Raw genomic sequence first — 23850 nt, 5'->3', positions numbered from 1 at the left:
ATGTGTTCATGCCTTCAGTACAAAAGTGGCGTTTTTCGATTCGATTTACGCTCTTTTCAATATTTGTCATTGCCACCACCTTAACCGCTGGCATTGCAATTTTTCTACAGTTTCATTTTTCTACTCAACAAGCAAAGCAAAGTGCCTTTGAACAATTTCAAATGTCATCTGAATATACCCGTGACTATTTGGCAGCAATTGATCATCAGGCGAGTGAGTTAACAGAATTACTTTCTACTAATAATAATTTGAATCAAGCTGTCGGGTTATCAGCCGACCAATTGAGAATATTTGCGAAAGCAATGGAAAAAAACCCGCTCTATTATTCTATTTTTATTGGCCAGCCATCGGGTCACTTTGGGCAACTCATTAATCTAAATTCGAAAGATATTAAAATTCAGTTAAACGCGTTAGCTTCAGATAGGTGGTTAAAAATTGATATTACTCCAAATTCGGATATACCGACTCGAACCGTCACTTTCTTAGATGAAAACCTAACTCCACGAATTAGCTACAGTGAGTCACATGAATTCGACCCCACTTCACGTCCTTGGTTTAAAGGTGCAAGTCATGAACAAGTTTATAAGTCAGCACCTTATCAATTTAAGTCTCTTGAAGCGCCTGGTTTAACATATTCGAAGAATATGCTGTCGTCTGAGGCTGTTTTAGGTGTTGATATTGCACTCTCAAGTCTATCTAAATATTTAAAAAAACATAGTCTCGCAATAGAAAGTGATTTATTCGTGTATCAGGCCACAGGTGAGGTGATTGCAACTAATAACCAACAAGGATCAGACCACACTGCCTTCGAATATATTAATTTTTCTCTTACCGAAAAAGAGAGAACTATCATTCACAATTCTCCTACTCTACAAATATCTAATTCGAAAGACTGGAGTCCAATCGACTTTGCCATTTCAGGTCAACCAAGGGGTTATTCTGTAGATAAATTGAACCTCATTGCTCAAATGACAGGCTTAGAATTAGAATTTGTAAATGGCTTTTCATGGCCTGAATTGGTTGGCAAATATAAAAATAATGAATTGGATGGACTACAGGCTGTTTACAACACGCAAGAAAATAAAGGCATGGGTATTCTATCAATTCCTTTTCTTGAATTACCGTACGCAACCGTCACACAGTCTGACACTCCTGCGATCAGTCACATTGACCAACTTAAAGGCAAAACATTAGCCATCGCTCAAGGTTGGTCTATTATTGCACCTTTAAAAAAACAATATCCCGAAATTAATTTAATCGAAGTCGACACTTTAAGAGATGTATTTATGGCTGTGAAGAATGGCCAAGCAGATGCAGGTATTGATAGTCACTTATCTTTGTTACAAACACAGTCTCAATTTTTTATTGAAGGAGTAAAAGTTAATAATGCTCTGTCTTTCGCCCCCTTTGACTTTCCATCATCGTTACATTTATTGATACAGCCTGAGCTGCAGAATCTGATACCCATCATCAATCGAGCCATCTCAAGTATTTCAGAATCTCAAGAAGCACAATTACAAAATAAATGGTTAAATAAGTCAGGCATTTTACATATGCAAGAAGAATCATTCACTGTGCCACATAAGATACTCTTAGAGGCTATAAATAATGATTCTCTACAAAACAAGTTGCTAACTGCTGAAATTAACGATGCTGAAGCCTACATTTATGTTAGCCCTGTTAAAGTGAATGATAGTCAAAAAACTTTTTTTGCAATTGTCACCTCTACAGAACAGCTCTTTGCTAAAAGTCTAACGGAAGTCAAAGTATCGATCTTTTTAACCGCTGCATGTTTAGTTTGCCTACTTCCTCTCTCTTATTTATTTTCAGCGCCCATTGTTCAACCCATCCAGAAATTAATGGCACAGAACAAAAAAATCAAACGTCGACAATATGATGACGTCACTATCGAACACAGTAATATTAAGGAGCTCGATCAATTGGGTGCTTCTTTAGCTGAAATGTCGGCCTCGATAAAACAACACGAAAAACAACAAGCAGCATTATTAGAGTCCTTTGTAGAGCTGATTGCACAAGCGATTGATGATAAATCTCCCTATACAGCAGGCCACTGTAAACGCGTGCCTGATATAGGCATTAGGTTAGCTGAAGCAGCATCTTCTGCAGATTATGGAGTATTTAGTGACTTCAATTTAAAAACGGCTGAGCAAAAACGTGAGTTTAAGATGGCTGCTTGGTTACACGATTGTGGCAAAATCACAACCCCTGAATATATCGTAGACAAAGCGACCAAGTTGGAAACTATTTACAATCGTATTCATGAAATACGAATGCGCTTTGAAGTTTTGTACAGAGATGCTGTGATTGAATTCAATCAAAACGTAAAACTACACCCCGAATCTGAAGCATTTTATAAAACCGAACTTGAACGTAAGCTCAAACAATTTCAAGATGATTTTGCATTCATTGCAAAATGTAATCAAGGTGGTGAATATCTCAGTGACGAAGCCATTATTCGATTGGAGAATCTATCTGTAATTACTTGGGAACGCCATTTTGATGATAAGCTTGGGTTATCACAAATGGAGCTTGAAGCAAAACATGGCCTAGAAACTCCCTTACCTTGTGTTGAAATGCTGCTCAGTGATAAAACAGAACATATTCAGCCCAGAACGCTTAAGCCTGAATACGCCGAAAAATATGGGATAAAAATGGACATTCCTGACCTGCTTACTAATAAAGGAGAGCTTTATAATCTAACCGTCTCCCGCGGCACACTTACTCAAGAAGATAGGTTTAGAATTAACGAGCACATGATAAGTACGATCAAAATGCTCGATAGTCTGCCATTTCCTGATGATTTAGCTAACGTTCCTCGCTGGGCATCAACCCACCACGAAACTTTAATAGGTACAGGCTATCCAAGGAAGTTGTTCAAAGACGACCTTTCTATTCCCGAGCGTATCCTAGTTGTAGCGGATATTTTCGAAGCGCTAACCGCTTCAGATAGGCCTTATAAAAAGGCCAAAACCTTATCTGAATCACTAAAAATTATGCAGTTTATGGTGAAAGACCAACACATAGACCCTGATGTTTTTGAATTATTTTTAACTTCGGGTGTGTATTTAGACTACGCAAAGCAACATTTAGCCCCCACACAAATTGATAACGTTGATATTGATAGCTTGATTGGGAAAGAAAAAGTAGCTTAATCTGGCCGAGTAATATTGTATGTTGGCACTTTAATGAAGTGCCAAAATATAATGACATTCTCAAATTTATTTCCACCCCTTTTCAAGCTTTAAATCGTTATACAAAAATAAAGATAATTTCTGGGAAGAATTTCCATGTCAAAATTTGTGCACCGAATAAAATCAAACAAGGTTCTTTTTACTTTTTTACTCATATTATGTATCTATATCTTGCTTCGCCTTGCTGCCTTTATTCAGCACCAAACCATTAAGCTGCCCGGCCAATATTTCTCTTATCAAAACAAACAAGTTCGGTATTTATGCAAAGGTAATGATGCGCCTTTTGTGTTCTTCGAAACTGGATTTGCAGCAGACTCAGAGCAAAGCTGGGACATTATCACCAAAGCCTTACCCAATGACTTTACTAGCTGTTATTACGACCGGCTTGGTCATGGTGGTAGTGATAATGTGCCTGTTACTTTTACTACAAATGAAAAGTCAGCACTGCAAACTGCACTGATAAAGCATATAGCTGGCAATGAACCTGTTGTTTTAGTCGCCCACTCTTATGGCGGCATTATTTCTAGAAGAACAGCAGCAAAAAATGAGATTAACTTGGCTGCACTTATCCTTTTAGACTCTGCCCATGAATATCAGCATGAAATTATGCGAGGAAAGTTCGACCCAATTCCCGATTCGGTTAAAAACTTACAGTATCTCAATGCTGCATTTGGATTATCTGATATAAAGAATATTTTCAAGCACTATGACTCACCGATGCAAAAACGACTTGACCAATATTATGGCAGCTTTAGGTATGCGCATGTGCTTTCAAGCTACCGACATGAAAAAGGCTTTTATACCCCTTTGGAAAAGTTCGACTATGACTTTGGCAATTTAAAAATGCTTGTAATAAGTCACGACAAGCAAGCTTATGCAAAAAACCCGCGATTTTTTAGCATGACTGAACAATGGCAAGACATGCAAAAAAGCATCGCTGCGCTTTCTAACAATTCTGAGCACATCATAGCAACAGGTGCGACTCATAATATTCCAGCAGATGCCCCCGACTTGGTCATCAAAAAGATTCGTGAAACTGTTGAGCTAGCAAAGAACCAAAGCATTAACAGCCTATGATGTTAGAAATGTTTGCTTACCAATCAGTTAATGTATTCAAAATAGTAACACGTTAAAGTAGCCATTCGAATTAAAGAAAATTTTTTAAAGGACACAGAGTGAATATTTTTCTCATCGTAGCTGGTTCTTTAAGTGCCCTAGCTGCACTTATGCATCTAGGTTGCATTTATTTTGGCGCGCCTTGGTATCGCTTTTTTGGTGCTGGGGAGCAAATGGCAAAACTTGCAGAGCAAGGCAGTAATAAACCCGCAGTCATCACCAGTGGAATTGTGTTTATGCTTCTTATTTGGTCTACCTATGCGTTTTCTGCTGCCGGGCTTATTACAAAATTACCGCTTATAAAAATCGCTTTAATCTTAATTACTTTAATTTATACCGCCCGAGGGGTCGCTGGTTTTTTCTTTATTAGTAACCCCATGGGTCGCTCGAGTGAGTTTTGGATTTGGAGTTCACTAATTTGTTTGTCGTTTGGTTTAGTGCATTTTATCGGCTTAAAGCAACAGTGGGCTAATTTATGAGTAAAGAAGAAATCTTACTGGTTTACGATAAAGACTGCCCTGCCTGTGACAACTACTGCCAGGTCGTTCGTATTCGAGAAAGTATTGGTGAGCTCAAAATTATCAATGCCAGAGAAAGTAGCGAAGTATTAGAAGAAATTACTCAACTTGGTCTAGACATTGATCAAGGTATGGTATTAAAGATGGGCGGCGTAATTTATTACGGTGCTGATGCCATTCACGCTCTCGCGCTAATCAGTTCACGCTCTGGCGTGTTTAATAAATTGAATTATTGGCTATTTAAATCTAAGCGCGTTTCAGCCGTTTTATATCCGGTGTTGCGTTTTTTCAGAAACCTACTTTTAAAAATGCTAGGTAAAACCAAAATCAATAACTTGAATAGCACGGGAAATGATCGGTTTTGATCATTTCACCAGCGGTAACACTCGTTTAAATACAGAGTCGTTAGCGTCTTTTATCAGCTCATATAAACACATTTCAAAACTTGTAAGTTGAATACCTGCTTGATTTAATTTAGTCAGAGCAAGCTGCTTGTTTTCACGTGTTCTAGAAGAAATACAATCTTGTACTAGCTCAACACCAAACTCTCTTTGTTTTAAGCTCATCGCCGTTTGATATACGCAAATATGGGCTTCGATACCACATACCAGCCAATTATCGACACTGGCAGCATCTATGGCTTGTAAAAAATCTTCACTGCCACAGCCATCAAATGTACTTTTTACTATGGCAGGAATATCATCCAAATGCGCTTGCAATTCAGGGACCGTAGGCCCAAGTTTCTCAGGGAGTTGTTCTAAGAATACAATAGGTAAATCAAGTATTTTTGCTGCTTGTACCAGCTTTAATGTTTGAGCAATCATCGCTTCACTTTCATGCACAAGTGTTGCTAACTTACCCTGAATATCTACAATCACTAGACCTGTGTTATATCTATTAAGCATTTAACGCTCCTTGCAATAAGCTTTAACAGCCGCCGTCAGCACCACCGCCACTACCACTATCGAAACTACTAGATGAGCTCGACGAATCATTTGAAAGGTTGTGAGTTGTGATACTTGCACCAGCTATGATTGTGGCGTTGGCATTATCAGTGCCCTTACCTACTTTTGTTGCTGTGCGGGTAGGTTCTTCAGTTTTTTTAAAAGTCACAATAAACAGTAATGTACTCAATGCCGCAGTAGCAATCGCATACTTCCAAGTGCCTGAAATAACACCTATAGCGATAGCCAGTACAAAACCTGCTAACGCTAAAACTCGCAGAAATAGTCGCATAATTAACTCCTTCAAAAACTTTGCGTTACTTATTAATCACTAGATTTATTTTTCCAAGTTGCGACACTTTTCGACTAATGTAAAGTTTTTGGGTCATTTTCATTGCGCAATAAAAAAGCGCTCACAAAATATGAGCGCTTTTCTGAATGAATTAAGAACTAACAGTTACTTAACAATCTTCATTTCTTTCAGTAGGTTTTGTGCATTATCTACTTTGTCCATTACCCACAGCATATAACGAGAATCTACGTGGATAGAGCGATTTAGGTTTGCATCATAATCCCAGTCACCGATGATACTTTCGTACACACCGTCGAATAACAAGCCAACTAGTTCAGCTTTACCGTTCAGTGTTGGTGAACCTGAGTTACCACCCGTTGTATCTACATTTGATAAGAAGTTAACAGGTACTGTGTTCATGCCACCAGTGTATGCACCGTAAAGTTTTTGCTTAATTAATTCATTTTGTTTCTCTGGCGAATTGAACGGCTCAACACCGGTGTTTTTAGCTAATAAGCCTTCAAGAGAAGTAAATGGTGTCGCCACTAGACCGTCTTGCGGTGAATAACCGCCAACAGTACCGTAAGTCACACGTAATGTGCTGTTTGCATCAGCATAAACTGGCTTACCTAATGACTTATTATACGCAATGATTGCTTCCATTAATGCTGGACGAGCCGCTTGTTGTTTACCCGCAAGCTCCTTGTCTTGATCTTCAATTTGCTTCATCACAGTAAAGATGGCTTTAGCATATTGAACGAATGGATCTGCACTTGCGTTAATTTGTGAGAACTCAAGATCTGCCATCCATAAACGGGCTTTTTCATCAGCCAGTTTAGAGTTTGCATACATGTCATCTAGCAATGCTTTTTGTTTCGCTTTATTGAAGCCATTAGTTAGATTGAATGCTTTATCAACTTCAACTAAACGCTCTGACTTTGGCAATGCAGCATAAAGCTCTAAGAAGTGAAGTAAGATGGCCTTATCTACCGTTTCATCATAACGGCGGCTCATACTCTTAAGGCGCGCTTGAATTCGTGGTAAGTCACGCTCTTGATAGCCGCGCTCACGCTCTGCATCTGGCTTTTGCTTTTCAACTGCTAAACGGTAAAGCATACGTGCCGTAGAAATCATTTGTGAACGGTGCACATAACCTAGCATACGATCACGTTGATTATGCGCTTGAGATTCAGCAACTAGTTTATTCAGATCAGTTAACACTGAACCATATTTTGATTTACGATCGCTATTCGCATTGATCCAAGCCGCTAAATCTTTCTCGAACTGTTGCTTACGCGTATACATTGAGCCTTTTTTGAAGCTCTCAATCATAGAACCATAGTTCTTGATGTAATTGTTGTAACCTGCAATGGTGCTCTCGTAAGCAATGCGCGCTTGAGACCCTTCAGGTGCATTTTCTTCAATTAGTTCAACATACTTAGAGTTGTGCTTTCGTGCTAACGGATAAGCTGTATTGAACACGTAATCAACTTCAGTCGCAATACGGTAACGGTTAGTACGGCCCGGGTAACCGGTTACCATTACAAAGTCACCTTCTTGTACGCCCTTGGCACTCACGCTTAAGAATGAGTCAGATGCAAATGGTACATTGTCTTTTGAATACTCAGCAGGTTTACCGTCTTTGCCTACGTATGCACGATAGAAAGCAAAGTCACCTGTGTGACGTGGCCACATCCAGTTATCGATATCGCCACCGTATTTACCAACCCCCATCGCAGGCGTGTAAGCTAAACGTACATCTTTGATTTCAAGAGATTTAATTAAGTAGTACTCAAGACCACCGTGGAAGGTATATACGTTACAACGGTAGCTACCGTCAGCTTCACACTCAGCTACGAGGGCTTTGCGGTTTTTATCAATTGCTTCATAGCGTGCTTTACCCGATAGACCATCTGTACCTTGGTTTACTTGTGCTGTTACATCCGTCACTTCTTCAGTTACATAAACGCGTGAGCCCGGTGCTGCTGGTAAATCTTCTGATGGTGTTTTCGCTAAGAAGCCATTTTCTAAAATATTGTTATCAGTTGTTGAGTTGTACTGAATTGAACCATAAGCACAATGGTGGTTTGTAACCACAAGGCCTTTTGGTGATACAAATGATGCTGTACACCCACCTAGGCTGATCACCGCATTCATTGGGAATTCTGTTAGTTTAGAGATCGATTTAACGTCAATTTCTAACCCTTTTTGTTTTAATACAGACTCTAATTCAGGTAATTGATGTGGTTGCCACATACCCTCGTCAGCAATCGCAAAGTTGCTTGCTGCAAGCACAATCGCGGCTGTTAATGCTTTAATACGCATGATTTCCCTCAATATTATAATTGCTGAACTTCTATTATTATTAGATTCAGCTGCTTGTTAGTGTTTTCACTTATCCCCAAAGGGAAAGAATTGGGTACTTTAATGTCCGCACCTAAAATAGCAATTGTTTGCGGTACGCTCTGGTTATTAAATTGTTTCAATTTATGAATAACAGCTAGAATTTACTGTCATGCACAACGGCATTATGCGCATGTAAACTCTCTTGATGTTCAATTTTAAACTGGTAATTTGTCACTGAACTCATTGACTCAAGTGTCGCTTTCAATCTTCTGGCTGCATCTTCGCAAAACATCAAATTCTCCGCATTAAGTGCGGCAAAAGCTTGTTCATCTTCTCGTTTAACAGCGGTCTGTACCGGTGTGCCAATGCTTTGCTCAAAAAGTGTCACCAAATCTGCAATATCAGGGAATACTGACTGCGCTAATGAAAGCTGAATGTAGGCATACGAACGTTGGCTATGCGGAGTTGCAATTGAGCCCTCTTTACTTTCAAGCCAAGCTTTTAATTGTGCCTTATCAATCTGAGTCTGCTGTGAGAACTTAGTTTCTACCGCATCACTTAATAGTTGCCTTGATAACGCGGCTGAACATGGGCAAGTACTGCTGTAAGGTATTGTCAAAGATACATTAATTTGAATTGATTGCTGACTTTGTACTGCCTCTATTTCAATTGGATAGGCATTATATCCGCTGTTACTGCTTAACAAAGCAGGCTTTAGAATCGGTAGTTCAAACTTTAGATTTAGCTTAGCTTGTTGGCTTAAGCCTTTTTGCGAACTCAGCATCGCATCCATCATAGCTGCGAGTGTTTGCTGACTGAATTCTTGCCCTGCAATATACTCATTCAGTAGTAAATATAAACGCGACATATGGATGCCTTTTGCGTCACTGTCTAAGCTCACAAACAAGTCTGCCTGCCCATTGACTGCAGTATAATTTTTATTAACTTCAATGAGTAAAGGCACAGATATCTGCTCCATACCTACCCACTTCAAATGTGTAGGAAACTCTTTATTCTGATTCGAAGTGATATCAGGTAACAGCATTATTTTTATCTCCGACGATTATTTTTGGTCCAACATTGCTATCCATACAGCGTGCTCTCAATACTTTGAGATAATTTCGAAGCTATTCAATTGAAAGTCAGTGCAATATCGGCAAATGTCTTTCCGAAGAAATTCCGGTTTAGCAAAGGGATATCCAGAACATGACGTTTTGGTCATACCACTTATCGTGCACCTCTGCCATTTAACGCAATAAAGATTGCATCAATTAATGTTACTTTATAACATATCACGATATTCAAGTTTTTCAGAAGCACGTTTATGAATAAATTTTTCAAGCTCTCACTTTTAACTTGTTGCGCCACTATCGCACTCAGCGCATGCAGTACGGTTACGAATCCAGAAGACTCACTGGTGGTTGCTACATGGAATATTGAGCATTTGGCTGAAGAATATGGACAAGGGTGTAAAGCGCGCAATAAAGCTGATTATGAAAAACTAAAAGAATATGCAAATAACCTAAAAGCAGACGTTGTAGCATTACAAGAAGTTGAATCAGCCAAAGCAGTTGCGCGTATTTTTCCTGAAGATGAGTGGCAAATAATCATCTCAGACCGCCCTGATTCTCAAACTTATACCTGTAGAGAAAGCAGCCTGACATCGACACAGCAAAAAGTAGCTTTTGCGGTAAGAAATTCAATAAAAATAGACAGTGTTGAACAACTAAAAGCCATTGCAGTACCACGACCAGGCTTAAGGCAGGGAATAAAGCTAACTGTTCAACATGCAGATGAAAAGCTCCACATCGTCAATCTTCACCTTAAAAGCGGTTGCTTTGTAGATGATTATCTAGACTCTGATAGAGAGTCTTGTTCTGTTCTTAGTCAACAAGTAAATGTTCTTGATGACTACTTAGAATCTCAGCCACTAAATCAAGAAAATTGGATTGTGTTAGGTGACTTCAATCATAGACTGGCGAACCCTAACAATCGCTTCAGAAAAGATCTATTTCACTCACCGGGTTTATTTGCTGACACCAGCTTACCTAACAAGCAATTACAAAACCTCACTGACGGCAAAACCGGTTGTCATCCGAAATACCCAGCGCCAATTGACCATATTTTTATCTCAAGTGCTTTAAGCACTCAATACAACAGTGAGTCTATAAAGTTTCATTATTTCGACAATATGAATATTGACGACATGTTAAGTGACCATTGTGCCTTAAGTGCACGCTTTTCCTTTTAACCATCTTAGTTTTAAACACATAAATAGAGAAAAACAATGAAAACACTGATCGCTACCGCTATTAGTTCAGCACTTTTATTAAGTGCTTGCTCTGAGCCAAGCAATACAACAACAAATAACACTGCGCAAAATGAGCAAGTTTCTGCTTCAATTGAAAGTACAAACCCACTTTTTGTGAAAAGCCCTTTGCAATTTCAAACACCACAATTTGATTTAATTAAAGATGAGCACTTTGTGCCTGCTTTCGAGCAAGGCATGAAAGAGCAACTTGCTGAGATTGATGCTATTGTGAATAACACTGAAGCACCTAGCTTTGAAAATACCATTGTTGCGATGGAAAAAAGCGGTGAGCTACTGACTCGAGCAAGTCGTATTTTCTTCAATTTAAACGGTACTGATTCAAACGACGCACGCCGTGCTATTCAAACAGAAATGGCACCAAAGTTTGCGGCACATGGCGACAATATCAACTTAAATAAAGCTCTTTTCGAACGTGTTGAAGCGGTTTATAACCAACGTGCTGCACTTAATCTAACCGCTGAAGAAAAGCGTCTAGTAGAAGTACTTTACAAAGGCTTTGTTCGTTCAGGTGCGAAACTAAACGAAGACCAAAAAGCGCGTATTCGTGAAATCAACAAAGCGCTTTCTACAATTGGTACTCAGTTCAGCCAAAACATTATGGCGCTGATTAAAAACAATGTCGTTATTGTTGAAGATAAAGCGCAACTAGCTGGTCTGTCTGATGCACAAATCGCTTCACTTGCAACTGCTGCGGCAGAAGCGGGCCATGAAGGCAAGTACCTTATCAAAATCACGAATACGACACGTCAACCAATTCTTGCCTCTTTAGAGAATCGTGACCTTCGTGAGAAAGTGTGGCGTGCATCTGCTGAGCGTGCTCTGACAGGTGAAAACAGCAACGCTGATATTGTGCCTACCATCACAAAATTACGTGCTGAGCGCGCTGCATTATTAGGCTATGACAGTTATGCGCACTTTGGCCTTGAATCACAAATGGCAAAAGAGCCACAAGCTGTGTTAGATATGCTTTCAAGCATGGTACCTGCGCTTCTTCAGAATGTAGATGCGGAAGCAGCTGCAATTCAGGCTAAAATTGATGCCTCTGGCGAAAACTTCAAACTAGCACCATGGGACTGGTTCTTCTACGCAGAGCAAGTACGTAAAGATAAGTACAACCTAGATGAAAATGCGGTTAAAGAGTATTTCGAATTTAATCGTGTACTTAAAGATGGTGTGTTCTTCACTATGAACCGTTTATATGGCATTACTTTTAAGCCGCGCCCAGACTTACCGGTTTATCATGAAGACGTAGAAGCTTATGAACTATTAGACGAAGACGGTTCTAGCCTAGCTATTTTCTACGCTGACTACTTTGCCCGTGAAGGTAAGCGTGGTGGAGCATGGAAAAGTGCCTTTGTTAAACAGTCTGGCCTAGACAATCAACGTCCTGTGATTGTGAATGTAATGAACATTCAAAAAGCCCCTGAAGGTGAGCCAACACTGATTAGCTACTCCGAAGCGACCACTATTTTCCATGAAATGGGCCACGGTGTTCATGGCATGTTGTCTCAAGTGAAATACCCTACTCTTTCAGGTACTTCTACATCTCGTGACTTTGTAGAGTTCCCTTCTACATTTGAAGAAGACTGGGCAATGTACCCTGAAGTTATTGCAAACTATGCAAAACACTACAAAACAGGTGAGCCAATTCCAAAAGATTTACTTAAAAAAGTGATCGAATCTCGTAGCTTCAACCAAGGCTTCGATACTTTTGAATATGTTGCAGCTGCACTCCTAGATATGGAATGGCACTCATTACCTGCTTCTGCACCGAAGCAAGACATAGTTAAGTTTGAGCAAGCTGCGCTTGAAAAACATAACGTAAACATTGATTACATCCCGCCTCGCTATAAATCAGCCTACTTTAATCACTCAATGGGTGGTTACGCAGCAGGTTACTATGCATACATGTGGAGTGAAATTTTAGCGGCAGATGCGTATGCGTATGTGCAAACACAAGGTGGTTTAAACCGTAAGATTGGCCAGAAGTATCGTGAGAACATTCTTGAAGTAGGTAACACACGTGATCTTATGGAATCTTATAAGGCTTTCCGTGGACAAGAGCCAACGACTGAAGCATTACTTAAGCGCCGTGGATTATCGGTAACAGTTAACTAATTCAACATCATAACCAATTAAAGCAACTAGGTATTGTGCTCAGGTCACTTTAAATCTAGTTGCTTTTTTTATTATTATTTTCTGTATATTCAAATACATTAAACACATTTGATGATGTGTGGTTTTGCTATATCAATCAACAATATTAATAGGTAGTATGAAATAAAAAACACATCCAACTACGATGAAACTATCACTTCAACTTTTTCCTCTTTGGGCTGTTATCAGCTCTGCTATTGCTTACTTAAACCCAAGTCTATTCACAGGTTTTAAATCCATTATTGTGCCGCTGTTAATGTTCATCATGCTTACGATGGGTTTAACGCTAAAACCAGCAGACTTTAAACGAGTCGTTGAAAATAAAAAAGCAATCGGGCTAGGGCTTGTTTTGCAATTTACGATTATGCCAGTCACCGCATTTTTGCTCAGCCAACTATTTGCATTGGACACTCATATGCTAATTGGTATGGTGCTTGTTGGTGCTGTTGCAGGTGGCACCGCAAGTAATGTGTTGTGTTATTTAGCAAAAGGTGATGTTGCTTTATCTGTCACCATGACAGCAGTCAGTACCTTAATTGGTGTTTTCATGACACCGCTATTAACGAACCTATTGATTGGTCAGAATGTTGATATTCCTGTGCTTTCGATGCTGAGTAGTTTAGCAAAAATTGTTTTATTGCCACTATTGGTAGGCGTTACACTGAATTACGTTTTTGCAACTGTAATAGAGAAAATACACAGCAAACTGCCAATAATTGCCATGCTGGCAATTATTTTTATCATCAGTATTATCGTCGCCTTAAACCAGCAAAAGCTGCAAAGCTTGAGCCTATTAATTGTGGCAGCTGTGGTTGTTCACAACCTTATCGGGCTAATGTTAGGTTATTGGGCACCAAAGAAATTAGGTTTTGATGAACAGATTTGCCGCACAGTGGCATTTGAGGTAGGTATGCAAAATTCTGGTTTAGCTGTAGCACTTGCGATTAAATTTTTTACACCTGCAGCAGCCATTGCAGGTACGCTGTTTTCAATTTGGCACAATATCAGTGGCTCTCTTCTAGCGGGGTACTGGCAAAAAAAGAGCGCTGATTAAGGCGCTCATTCAAGTTTATACATTACTTTTCTTGAAAATCTTCGGCTTCGTAATAAAGCGGTTTTAAAGTGCCGCAGTTCACAAATTTATAAGTAAGCTCACTTTCTTTAGGTACGCGCTTCGATGTTCTGAATTTTTGCAAGCAAGCTCCTGTCATATCAATATGAATCAAGTGACTAAAGCTAGGAGCTTTTTGGATTTTGTGAATATAAATGCGCTCATTTCCCTTAACATCCACGTAATCATAATCTTGCCACTGAGACGATTCTTGTAAGTCTTTAAACTCTCTGGCATAAATTTTATCGGTAAATTCTATAGTGCGGTTTGCATAAAACAAATTGCCGCCTCTATCGAAGTGGCCCATATAGATATCTGCTGTGACCGTTATCTCTTCACCACGCAGTAAGCGTTGAATATTAAATGCTTGTGGCTTAATCGTCACCAACTCTGCATCTTTGACCAAATTTAAGAAAGCAACATCAGGGTTTTTTATTTGATATACAATTTGAAGGTCATGAGGCGTGCGATATCCTGACATATTTACTGCATAGATATTGGAGCCTTTATTAACTAATGCCATAGGATGAATGCCATGATACATAGGATCAAGCGGTTCTGGCTCTGGTTTCTTTTCTTCAGCAAGTACCGAGCAAGTAAAAAGTAAGCCCAGTAACAAATAAATTAATCTCATATCACTTCTCTTTAACCTTATGATTAAAAAGCAGTATAGCAGTTAGAAATACAAAATATGATGACTGAATGATTTTATTTCGTTTGAACTCGGATTATTAAGCCCACTCCAATCAGTTTTCATTGCTCCAATGCACAAGCATTTAAAAATGCATTAATTATTGGGTGCTGCTGATTATGCAAGGCACTTCGTTCTGGCTGAAAAGCGGTACCTATAAAAAATGGATGAGACAACAATTCCAATGATTTTGGGTAGCCCTGATGGTCAACACTACTAAAAAGCAACTCACTCCCATTAAACAAATTTAAGTACTCTTGATTAATACCATAGCCACAATTAAATTCTTCAGCAATTTCACTTCGACCGTACAAACCTTGTATTTTGCTGCTTGTTTTTATAGTAATAACATGTTGCTCATGATTTAAACGGCACACCAATGCATTGATAAGAGGCATGGGTGTTTCTAAATCGACTTCACTGCTTCCTGCCTGTTCATACCCTAGCGCATTTCGCGCAAACTCCAGCGCGGCATGTTGGTAACCCGCACAAGTGCCTAAAAATGGTTTTTTATGCTCACGAGCAAAACGTATCACAGACAATACGTTTTCCATATTGTCATATGGGCTTTTCGGTACACACCAAATGCCGTCAAACTGAGATAAGCTTTTTAAGTCAACCTCTGATGAATGAATCCAGTAATACTCCACCTTCTGAGACGTATTTAATTTCAATGCCTTAGGAATAGCTTGATGGGCAAGCACTTGGGGGTCATAGTCTCCGACTAAAGCGATCTTTAATATTGATTGCATTGACTGTCCTTTACGCAATAACAAAACCATAATGTAATCAAGTTAGGAACAAACTGCAAATTCGTCAAACTCCCTTTACACCGTTCAGTGTCGATTAAGCCTTTATAAATGCATCTTAGCGCCAATTTCTATATCATGCGCGCGAAAAATAATTCTTATTAATTTTTAGGACAACAAGTATGAGTAACTCCCCAGAAGCCATGACGTTAGATATGTCTTCAGCCAGTAGGGGTGGCTGGACTCAGCACGATACGCAGTGGGTATTAAGCCTATTCGGTACAGCGGTCGGTGCGGGCATTTTATTTTTACCAATTAACATCGGTATTGGCGGCTTTTGGCCGCTACTAATAATGGCTTTACTAGCCTTCCCTATGACATTTTTAGCACACCGTGGTCTTGCCCGTTTTGTGCTCTCATCAAAGCAAGATAACGCAGATTTCACCGATGTGGTTGAAGAGCATTTTGGTGCTGGTGCGGGCCGTTTAATTTCACTTCTATATTTTTTCTCTATTTACCCTATTCTACTTATCTACGGTGTGGGTTTAACCAATACGGTAGATAGCTTTATGGTGAACCAGTTAGGCATGGAGTCTATCCCTCGTATTGCCCTATCTGGCGTACTGGTTGCGTTTATGGTGAGTTTAATGCTGGGCGGTGAAAAGCTTCTCATGCGCGCCTTCTCTGCTTTGGTTTATCCGTTAGTGGCGATTTTATTATTCTTATCACTTTACCTAATTCCTAACTGGCAAATGCCAGCTGTGTCAGCACCGGATATCGGTGAACTGAGCAATACATTATGGCTCTCAGTGCCTGTAATTGTATTCTCATTCAGCCATGCAGCTGCCATTTCTAGCTTTGCCAATGTGCAGCGTCGTCACTACAAATCAGAAGCGGTTGCTAAGAGTGAAAAGATCTTAAAATACACATCGTTAATGCTGATCTTATTTGTACTGCTTTTTGTGTTCTCTTGTATTTTCTCTTTAACACCAGAGCAAATGGCTCAGGCAAAAGAAGCAAATGTGTCTGTGCTGTCATTCTTAGCTAACGTGTATGATAATCCATATATTGCCCTACTTGGTCCTTTCGTAGCATTCGTTGCCATTACGTCTTCTTTCTTAGGTCACTTCTTAGGTGCACGTGAAAGCTTCAATGGTTTGGTGACTAAACAAACTAAACTTGGTAATGCAACTGCGGATAAAATTGGTGTTGCGGTGATGTTTATCACCATTTGGATCTGTGCAGTAATTAACCCAAGTATTCTGGGCATGATGGAAGCGATTTCTGGTCCAATCATTGCGATGATTTTATTCGTAATGCCAACCATCGCCATTTACAAAGTGCCAAGCCTCAATAAATACAAAGGCCGTTTGAGCACTTACTTTGTATTAGTGGTTGGCTTACTTGCAGTATCTGCATTGTTATTTAGCTGGTGATCAATGCTTAAGTAAACAATATATAAAAAAGCCCGAGTAACAATACTCGGGCTTTTTTATGAGCTTTACTCTTTGTTCCTATTTTGATAGCTTAATTTAATCAGCTCTAGGAGTGATATTGCTGATGTATAATAAACAAACAAAAAACAAGGAATCATTATGTTAAAAACAATAAAATCGTTAGCTATTTCTTCTGTTCTGATCTCAGCAGCTTATTTCTCTAGTGCAGCAATTGCGAAAGGGTTTCAAGAAGTTTCAGTTGCTTGTTTTCCTGTATCTAGTGGGTTCCCATGGATTGAAGAAGCAACAAATCAGAGTGACTTCAACTACCTAGTATCGAAATGCGAAGCGCAAGGTGGGCAAGTTACTATTTATTAATAATAACGACAAAGCAGGGTTTCCCCTGCTTTTACTAAATTATCTTCTTCGAATAAATAAGCCTGCCCCTAAAAGCATCAATAGGCTAAATAAGCTACCTGAACTGCTATCTGAATTGCTGTTACCATTACCCGAGTCAGGATTGGTTGGTTTAAGCAAAGTATTTTTCTTAGGTTCTAAGTTTTCTGCCGTATTTTCACTGTCATCAATAACAGTCACCGCATTGATTGTTATGAAATTACTCTCGTCTGGATTAACTTGAACGTCAGCACATTTTTCTTGCGAGTAATCAACCAAAGGAATCGAACCACAGCGCTCTAATTTGGCAATTTTATCAACGATATCCATGCCATCACCAATCACCTGACCAAATACGGTAAAGCCACCATTTTGCACGTCTAAATTAGCACTATTGTCTTTGAGATTAAAAAACCACTGGCTTGAGGCACTATTCGCATTACCTTCCATCTTAGCCATCGCAATGGTCCCGCGAACATTTGAATAAACAGGCTCATTATCTACATTACCAAATGACTCTACTTGGCTCAGTGGAATACTACCCTCATAAAAGAAGCCGCCACCTTGTAACACAAAATTTGGCTCTAAGCGGTGAAATATTACATCTTGATAACGGTCCGCGTTGACATACTTCATGAAGTTTTCAACCGTTTTAGGCGTGGTTTGATCAAACAGGTTAACTTGGAAACTACCTTGGGAAGTTTGAAACTCTACAATGGTTGCCATTGCAGAGCTGCTAGCAACCAATAATGCTGCTGAAAAAAGATGTTTAATCAATGTCTTTGCCTCAAATATAAAAACTTGGTGCTAAGACTACTGGTTAAAAGATAAAATGAAAAGAGAGTGCAAGCTTTGTGTAACAATTAATAACAATTACAAACACAAAGCTCTAATTCATTGAAAGTGGGCTGTAGTAAAAAGTTGATAAAACTAAGAGCTAGCAGCTTTTTTCGCAGCACGCTCTTCTTGCCAACCATAAAATAATAGCATTCCCGCACCGGCCAAAATAAACATATCGGCAATGTTAAAAACCCCTGTACGTACGCTACCGATGCCCACATTTAAGAAATCAATAACACCACCATCATTTAATACTCTATCTAGCCAATTACTAGTGCCACCAGATACAATCAGCGCCCATGCAACCGCCATCGGGTTTGTCAGTTTCTTATCTCTTAATACATAGACAATGATACCCAACAGGAAAGCCCCGACTATGCCGATAAACGCGACCTTTCTCATTGACTCAGGCATTGCACCGCCCAAACTCAAAAAAGCACCATGATTCTCAGCATAACCAATTCGAAACACATCATTAAAATAACTCGCCATTGGCCAAGGTTTTAAAGAATTTGCAGCCCAAATCTTAGAAAGCTGATCAAAAATCAAAGTGAGCAGTGTCACCACAATAAAAACTGTTTTAGGGGTGTTTTTTGTAAACATAAGTACGACCGAAATAAATATGTACCAAATTTTATTCCAAAGTATCTAAGTCTTAAATAAATGGCAATCATCTTGGGTTAAATGACAAAACCAAACAAAAACATGCACCACCTAAACCATGCTGCTTTTCAATAACCGTTAGTTCGCCGCCATGCAGATGCGCGATTGATCGCGCTATTGCTAACCCTAGACCGCATCCGCCTGAATCTCTTGACCTGCTTGGCTCAAGTCGTGTGAATGGTTCGAAAATTCTAGAAATTTTGCCTGGCGGTATCCCAATGCCGTCATCTTCGAACATGCAGTGAATTGAGTCGCTCTTTAAAATTAGACTGATCTCACACTTACTTTTGGCAAACCTGCCTGCATTTCGCAGTATATTAATGAATAATCGAGTTAATAAATGTGTATCAACCTCAGCCTCTATTTGACTGTCTTTTATTTCAAATTGAATACTTGGGTAAAAGGGTTCAACTTGCTTGATTGCCTGCTTGAGCAATTCAACAAGTGAACAGAACTCTATATTTAATACTGTTGTTCCGTCTTTTAAACGCGCATAAGAAAGAAGCTCCTTAACTAAGTCATCTAGGCCTTGCAGTGCTTTTTGCATAGATAACGTAAGATCCTGCCTATCTTGTTCTTCAGCATCCTCTAACATATCTAATGCAAACTGCATACGCGCCATGGGACTACGAAATTCGTGTGCAACACCATGTAGAAGATCTCTTTGTAAGTTTAATTGGGTTTGATTTTGAGCGCTAATATCAGATAAATAATGTTTTATATGGCTAATTTGATCATCAATTGAATTTGTGCCAGCACATGTTTTCTCATTAATATTTGCGATGTTTTTTACCAAGCGCCTTTGCTCAGCCCAGCAATATAATGTAAATGCTAACAATGCTCCCAGATTCAAAACGGTGGCGACAAGCCAAAGAAGCCAATCTGATAACCAGTTCATTAAACTGTCAAAATACACATTTTCAAGCACCATCAACTGTTGCTCGTCAAGCACATAAAACACGCTCGATGTTGATAAATCAATGAATTTCTGTTGCTTGTTCAAGCGTGCTCTAGAAAATAAATCTTGTTCATAAGCCGCGAGGTTTTCTGCTAGAACAATATAAGCATCAGCAGCATAACGCTCGCTTGCCTTTAGGGCTATACTCTCCCAATGCTTCGCTGAACTGTCATTTAGGGCTGATTCAAGATCATTGGCTACTTTATATAGGTGTGTTTCCCATTCATCGATGGCTTCTTCAACTAGAGCTGGTTGAGCATAGTGGTAGGTGACATGCGCTGCCACCAAATTACATAGAAGCAGAAATAGTGACCCAATGACAATTTTTTTGAGGTTAAGTTGCAAGTAAGTACCCTTTGTTTCTAACTGTCGTTAACAGTCTTGGCTGTTTAGGATCATCGCCTAACTTTTTTCTAAGGCGAGAGACTCTCAAGTCTATTGAGCGATCCAAGGGATCGTAATCAAGTTTAAAAATACGTTTATGCAATCTTTCTCTTGAGAAAATCTCACCAGGCGAACTTGCTAAAATCACCAGTAAATCGAATTCCGCACTCGATAAGTCAATATCTTGAGACAAATATTGAACACGCCGGTTAGGCAAATCTATCTGTAGGTCGCCTTTGCACGAAACAATTTTTGTTTGTTGCTGCTCTATGAGACTTGATTGCCTTCTCAATTGGGCGCGAATATGTGCCAGAAGCACTCTAGGCTTAATGGGTTTACATAAATAATCGTCTGCACCAACTTCTAAGCCTGTTACTTCGTCTATATCATCAATTAAAGCGGTGAGCATAATGATAGGGCCTGCAAAGTTTGGTCTAATGGCTTTACATATTGTAAGTCCATCTGTGCCAGGTAACATTAAGTCGAGAATGATTAAATCTGGCTTCGAAGTTTCAATATCATTGATTGCATTATTACCGTGATTAGTAACTCGGACTTCGTAACCATTTTGAGTTAAAAATTGGCTAACCAAGTCGGTTAGCTCAATATCATCATCAATTAATAAAATTGAATACACGTCTGTATGCCCTACTGTTGCACATCTTTCATCTAACATAAGTGTATCATTCAACTGCATGCTTTGAATCAGAAGCGACATTTAAACAGTGCTTTAACATCGCTTGGTTAAACGATTTTGCAAAAGCATATGCATCTCTGCGCTTTTGTTTTTCTTCTATGCTTTTAATGATGTCTGGGCTCTTGTCGACGTAACGCACTCCACACATTTTCTTTAATTTCGCAGTATCTTCTTGCTCTAAGCCTGGAAAAACTAAACGCCTACTTGCCAAGGCTAACAATCTATAGTCATTTTTTTCTACTGCTAATTCTATTTGCTTTGTCATTTCACGCTGACTAGTTTTATGAGCACTGGACTCCATAGGTTGTGCAGTATATGCACAACCTACTAAGAACCCAGCTAATAAAGCGATACTGGTGAGCTTTATCATTATTACTTCCTCACTCTTCTTAAGAATAATGCAGCAAGTCCTAGCAACGACCATAAACCGACCGATCCCGAACTACCGTCATCATTACTTGGCTCAGGTGTTGGCTGAGGCACTGGCGTCGGATCCTCTTTAACTGTAACTTCTACCTGTGCGGTGCTTGTACCACCATTGCCATCAGATACAGTGTAATTAAATGTTTCTTTCCCTGAAAAGCTGCTCGCTGCTGAGTAAACAAGCTTACCTTCTTTAATCTCAGCTGAACCTTGCCCTTGGTAATCAACACTTTCAACGACCAATGTATCTAAATCTTTATCTGAATCATTGCTAAGTACATCCAAGGTCACTTCACTGGCTTCAAAGTCCACTTCAAAAGTGTCATCTTGCGCAACAGGTGCATCATTAACCGCTGCAACCGTAATTGTTAGCTGAAATTCCTCACTGCTAAGCTCGCCTCTAGATGCGGTAACCGGCACTATAAGCGAGCCATTAAAATCAGCAGTGGGCGTGATGGTTAAGTTATCCAATGTATAATTTTCACCTGACTTTATGGTGAGCTTATCAACAGGCTTTGCTGTTGCATAAGTTAAATCAGAGGTCTTGATCGTGATACTACTATCTTCATTCACTGACAACGCGACTTGACCCGTAATTTGTGGGGCGATTTCTGTGATTGGGCCTTCTCCAATTTCAATTGCAAAATTACCAGAATTAATCGCAAAGAAGATATTATCGCTACACATCACTTTTATTCGGGCTTGAGTCGTTGTCATATTTTCGAGCTGAACATTGACTTGACCATTGTTCGCAACACCTTGCGCTAAGGTAGTTTTAAAGCTTTGTCCGGCATCATCTGAAAGTAAAATATCTACTTTTTCACAAGAGACCGGCGCGTTTTCAGTACCCGCAGTATGCCAAGTAACAACTTGTTCATTATCACGCCAATTACTTGATTGGTCAGGTAGCGTGACAGAAAAGCCTTGCTCAACTTCAACGACATTAACTTGCATGGTGTCATCAGCAACACCGCCTTGCCCATCGCGAACAACCAAACGAAAATCTAACGCACGCGTTGTGGTAGCAAACGCTTCACCGTAACTCAGCTCTCCCTTTAAAAGGTCGCTCATCTTAGGTACAACACGGGTTGGCTCTGAACTTGGATTAAACGTTCTAAACAAGGGTCGATTACCATCATCTACACTGTCTTGTTGTTTATCTGCGGATGCAGGCCCTAAGTTAAACTGTTGCCAGCTATAATTGAGTGTGTCGCCATCTGTATCTTGAGCTGAACCCACCAATCTAAACGCAGTTTTAGCTGGAATAGTATAGTTTTGACCTGCTTCAACAGTAGGTTTTGCATTCGTTCGTTGTTTATGAACACCACATGTATTTCCTGCACCTAAACGACTGAACTTATTCATTTGGTCTAGTGAATGGATGTGAAAATAAGGATCTGAGTTGGCCTGCAAGTCTTGCTCATCACAAATCCCCGTGTAGCCCATGATGGTAGAGCCGCTGCCTGGTTCATAAGCGCTGTTTTCTGCTCGATTACCATCACATGCTCCAGCTAAACCATTGAATGTATGATCTGCACCTAACTGGTGCCCTATTTCATGGGCAACATAATCAATGTGAAATGCGTCATTAGTTGGCGCTTCACTGCCAGTCACCCCCTCGGCTTTGTACTCAGTACATACCACTTCAAACCCAGCTAAACCGCCACCTCCAGTCCCCACTAAGTGACCAATGTCATAACTATCTTTTGAAATTAAGCCATTAATTTGCTCAGTGAGAATATCAATATCTTCATCAGTGTTTGCAAATGGGTCAGTCTCAGGGTCTAAAAAAATCAGCTTGTCATTATCACCCACTATCTCAAATTGCATGGCCAAATCTCGTTCATAAACATCATTTAAACGATTCACCATGGTAACTATAGCTGCCATCACTTTTTCTTTTGTGCCACCATGAAATTGGCTGTACTCCCCTGTAGTTGTAAATGCAATACGGTATGTAATATGCGTATTTGGTAACGTACTTTCTTCTGCCAGAGTTTGTTTTAATTGTGCTTGTTCACGTTTTAACGAATTGCTTTGTAGACGCTTAATCGGAGCACCTTGCTGAATTAGTTTAGATGTATGCAGTGCTTGAGCTTCGTAACTTCGATAAATATGCTCTGACTGTTCTGGATCTATGAATACTCTTGTTTGTCCTTGATTAAAAACACCAAAGAAACCTTTCGGGCCGATATCGAAACGACCCGTGTTTGCTGGGTTATCGGTTTGAAAACCAACAAAAGTTTTAATATCAGGAAACTTTTCCGCCAATGTATCTGACATGACTTTACTGGGCTTAATTTTAAATAGAACAAACTCACCACTTGGTAAAGGCAGTTTTAAGTCTATTTCATCATTTGCAGTTAATAACCTATTTTGTAATTGACTAATCTCAAGGTGATATTGTTGTGACTGTTGACTCTCTGAGCCTCTATTTTGTGTGGTCGGCTGCCATAATTCGCTCGCATGAGCGGGTAAGTACATAATTTGGCTTAATACTGCTGCTAACAAAGTTTTTTTCATTGTGTTGTCTTCCCATTGATGAGTAAAACCACTGTATCGATTTAAAACCACCATTTGGGTAT

At 39.6% G+C, this 23850-nt stretch carries 21 protein-coding genes; 9 read left to right on the top strand and 12 right to left on the bottom strand.

Going from position 1 to position 23850, the window contains the following annotated elements; genetic code table 11:
• Nucleotides 1–8 precede the first annotated feature (8 nt).
• The 4 genes from PP2015_RS06015 to PP2015_RS06000 all read left to right on the top strand — a co-directional run bounded on the left by PP2015_RS06015 (nt 9) and on the right by PP2015_RS06000 (nt 5211).
• Nucleotides 9–3173, top strand: a complete 3165-nt coding sequence (locus PP2015_RS06015) for an HD domain-containing phosphohydrolase (protein ID WP_058029409.1) — start codon at nt 9–11, stop codon at nt 3171–3173.
• Nucleotides 3174–3308: 135 nt separating this feature from the next.
• On the top strand, nt 3309–4289 hold the full coding sequence (locus tag PP2015_RS06010; RefSeq protein WP_083496529.1) for an alpha/beta fold hydrolase: 981 nt from the start codon (nt 3309–3311) through the stop codon (nt 4287–4289).
• Between the two features lie 98 nt (nt 4290–4387).
• Complete coding sequence (locus tag PP2015_RS06005; RefSeq protein WP_058029408.1) at nt 4388–4807, top strand: hypothetical protein; 420 nt, start codon at nt 4388–4390, stop codon at nt 4805–4807.
• Entirely contained in the window at nt 4804–5211 is a 408-nt protein-coding gene (locus PP2015_RS06000) for a DCC1-like thiol-disulfide oxidoreductase family protein (protein WP_058029407.1), read from the top strand. Before PP2015_RS06005 ends, PP2015_RS06000 begins: the two co-directional genes overlap by 4 nt.
• Here PP2015_RS06000 and PP2015_RS05995 read toward each other — a convergent pair whose 3' ends face one another.
• The 4 genes from PP2015_RS05995 to folE2 all read right to left on the bottom strand — a co-directional run bounded on the left by PP2015_RS05995 (nt 5212) and on the right by folE2 (nt 9473).
• The gene (locus PP2015_RS05995) at nt 5212–5751 is read right to left on the bottom strand and encodes a hydrolase (RefSeq protein ID WP_058029406.1); all 540 of its coding nucleotides are present in this window, start codon (nt 5749–5751) and stop codon (nt 5212–5214) included.
• A 22-nt stretch (nt 5752–5773) separates the two neighbouring features.
• The gene (locus PP2015_RS05990) at nt 5774–6082 is read right to left on the bottom strand and encodes a hypothetical protein (RefSeq protein WP_058029405.1); all 309 of its coding nucleotides are present in this window, start codon (nt 6080–6082) and stop codon (nt 5774–5776) included.
• A 165-nt stretch (nt 6083–6247) separates the two neighbouring features.
• Nucleotides 6248–8407, bottom strand: a complete 2160-nt coding sequence (locus PP2015_RS05985) for a S46 family peptidase (protein WP_058029404.1) — start codon at nt 8405–8407, stop codon at nt 6248–6250.
• 175 nt (nt 8408–8582) lie between these two features.
• Entirely contained in the window at nt 8583–9473 is an 891-nt protein-coding gene (gene folE2 / locus PP2015_RS05980; RefSeq protein ID WP_193330481.1) for a GTP cyclohydrolase FolE2, read from the bottom strand.
• A gap of 279 nt (nt 9474–9752) precedes the next feature.
• Here folE2 and PP2015_RS05975 point away from each other — a divergent pair, with 279 nt between their 5' ends.
• From PP2015_RS05975 to PP2015_RS05965, 3 genes are all read left to right on the top strand, one after another.
• Nucleotides 9753–10679, top strand: a complete 927-nt coding sequence (locus PP2015_RS05975) for an endonuclease/exonuclease/phosphatase family protein (RefSeq protein WP_058029402.1) — start codon at nt 9753–9755, stop codon at nt 10677–10679.
• Nucleotides 10680–10715: 36 nt separating this feature from the next.
• Nucleotides 10716–12878, top strand: coding sequence for a M3 family metallopeptidase (locus tag PP2015_RS05970; protein WP_058029401.1), 2163 nt, complete (start codon nt 10716–10718; stop codon nt 12876–12878).
• A 184-nt stretch (nt 12879–13062) separates the two neighbouring features.
• Nucleotides 13063–13971, top strand: coding sequence for a bile acid:sodium symporter family protein (locus PP2015_RS05965; protein ID WP_058029400.1), 909 nt, complete (start codon nt 13063–13065; stop codon nt 13969–13971).
• A gap of 22 nt (nt 13972–13993) precedes the next feature.
• On the opposite strand, the gene PP2015_RS05960 is transcribed toward PP2015_RS05965, so the two are convergent.
• Both PP2015_RS05960 and PP2015_RS05955 read right to left on the bottom strand, forming a co-directional pair.
• Nucleotides 13994–14662, bottom strand: coding sequence for a hypothetical protein (locus PP2015_RS05960; protein WP_058029399.1), 669 nt, complete (start codon nt 14660–14662; stop codon nt 13994–13996).
• A gap of 119 nt (nt 14663–14781) precedes the next feature.
• Complete coding sequence (locus PP2015_RS05955; protein ID WP_058029398.1) at nt 14782–15471, bottom strand: glutamine amidotransferase-related protein; 690 nt, start codon at nt 15469–15471, stop codon at nt 14782–14784.
• 179 nt (nt 15472–15650) lie between these two features.
• Between PP2015_RS05955 and PP2015_RS05950 the strand changes: the two genes are divergently transcribed.
• Nucleotides 15651–16904 carry an aromatic amino acid transport family protein gene (locus tag PP2015_RS05950; protein WP_058029397.1) on the top strand — a complete coding sequence of 418 codons (1254 nt, stop codon included), beginning with the start codon at nt 15651–15653 and terminating at the stop codon, nt 16902–16904.
• A 159-nt stretch (nt 16905–17063) separates the two neighbouring features.
• Nucleotides 17064–17282 carry a hypothetical protein gene (locus PP2015_RS05945; RefSeq protein WP_058029396.1) on the top strand — a complete coding sequence of 73 codons (219 nt, stop codon included), beginning with the start codon at nt 17064–17066 and terminating at the stop codon, nt 17280–17282.
• 39 nt (nt 17283–17321) lie between these two features.
• Here the strand turns inward: PP2015_RS05945 and PP2015_RS05940 are convergent, their stop codons facing one another.
• The 6 genes from PP2015_RS05940 to PP2015_RS05915 all read right to left on the bottom strand — a co-directional run bounded on the left by PP2015_RS05940 (nt 17322) and on the right by PP2015_RS05915 (nt 23788).
• Nucleotides 17322–18077 carry a peptidylprolyl isomerase gene (locus PP2015_RS05940; protein ID WP_405127317.1) on the bottom strand — a complete coding sequence of 252 codons (756 nt, stop codon included), beginning with the start codon at nt 18075–18077 and terminating at the stop codon, nt 17322–17324.
• 153 nt (nt 18078–18230) lie between these two features.
• Nucleotides 18231–18743, bottom strand: a complete 513-nt coding sequence (lspA, locus tag PP2015_RS05935; RefSeq protein ID WP_058029395.1) for a signal peptidase II — start codon at nt 18741–18743, stop codon at nt 18231–18233.
• 67 nt (nt 18744–18810) lie between these two features.
• Nucleotides 18811–20046 (bottom strand): sensor histidine kinase, encoded by a 1236-nt coding sequence (locus tag PP2015_RS05930; protein WP_128724831.1) that lies wholly within the window; start codon nt 20044–20046, stop codon nt 18811–18813.
• A gap of 49 nt (nt 20047–20095) precedes the next feature.
• Complete coding sequence (locus PP2015_RS05925) at nt 20096–20863, bottom strand: response regulator (protein ID WP_248843116.1); 768 nt, start codon at nt 20861–20863, stop codon at nt 20096–20098.
• On the bottom strand, nt 20829–21212 hold the full coding sequence (locus PP2015_RS05920) for a hypothetical protein (protein ID WP_058029393.1): 384 nt from the start codon (nt 21210–21212) through the stop codon (nt 20829–20831). The genes PP2015_RS05925 and PP2015_RS05920 overlap by 35 nt, the downstream gene beginning before the upstream one ends.
• Nucleotides 21213–21214: 2 nt before the next feature.
• Nucleotides 21215–23788 (bottom strand): reprolysin-like metallopeptidase, encoded by a 2574-nt coding sequence (locus tag PP2015_RS05915; RefSeq protein WP_169792716.1) that lies wholly within the window; start codon nt 23786–23788, stop codon nt 21215–21217.
• Nucleotides 23789–23850 lie beyond the last annotated feature (62 nt).

The organism is Pseudoalteromonas phenolica (assembly GCF_001444405.1).
Taxonomy (GTDB): domain Bacteria; phylum Pseudomonadota; class Gammaproteobacteria; order Enterobacterales; family Alteromonadaceae; genus Pseudoalteromonas; species Pseudoalteromonas phenolica.
The sequence above is the reverse complement of the archived record's forward strand: the minus strand, read 5'-3'. Positions and strand labels throughout refer to the sequence as shown.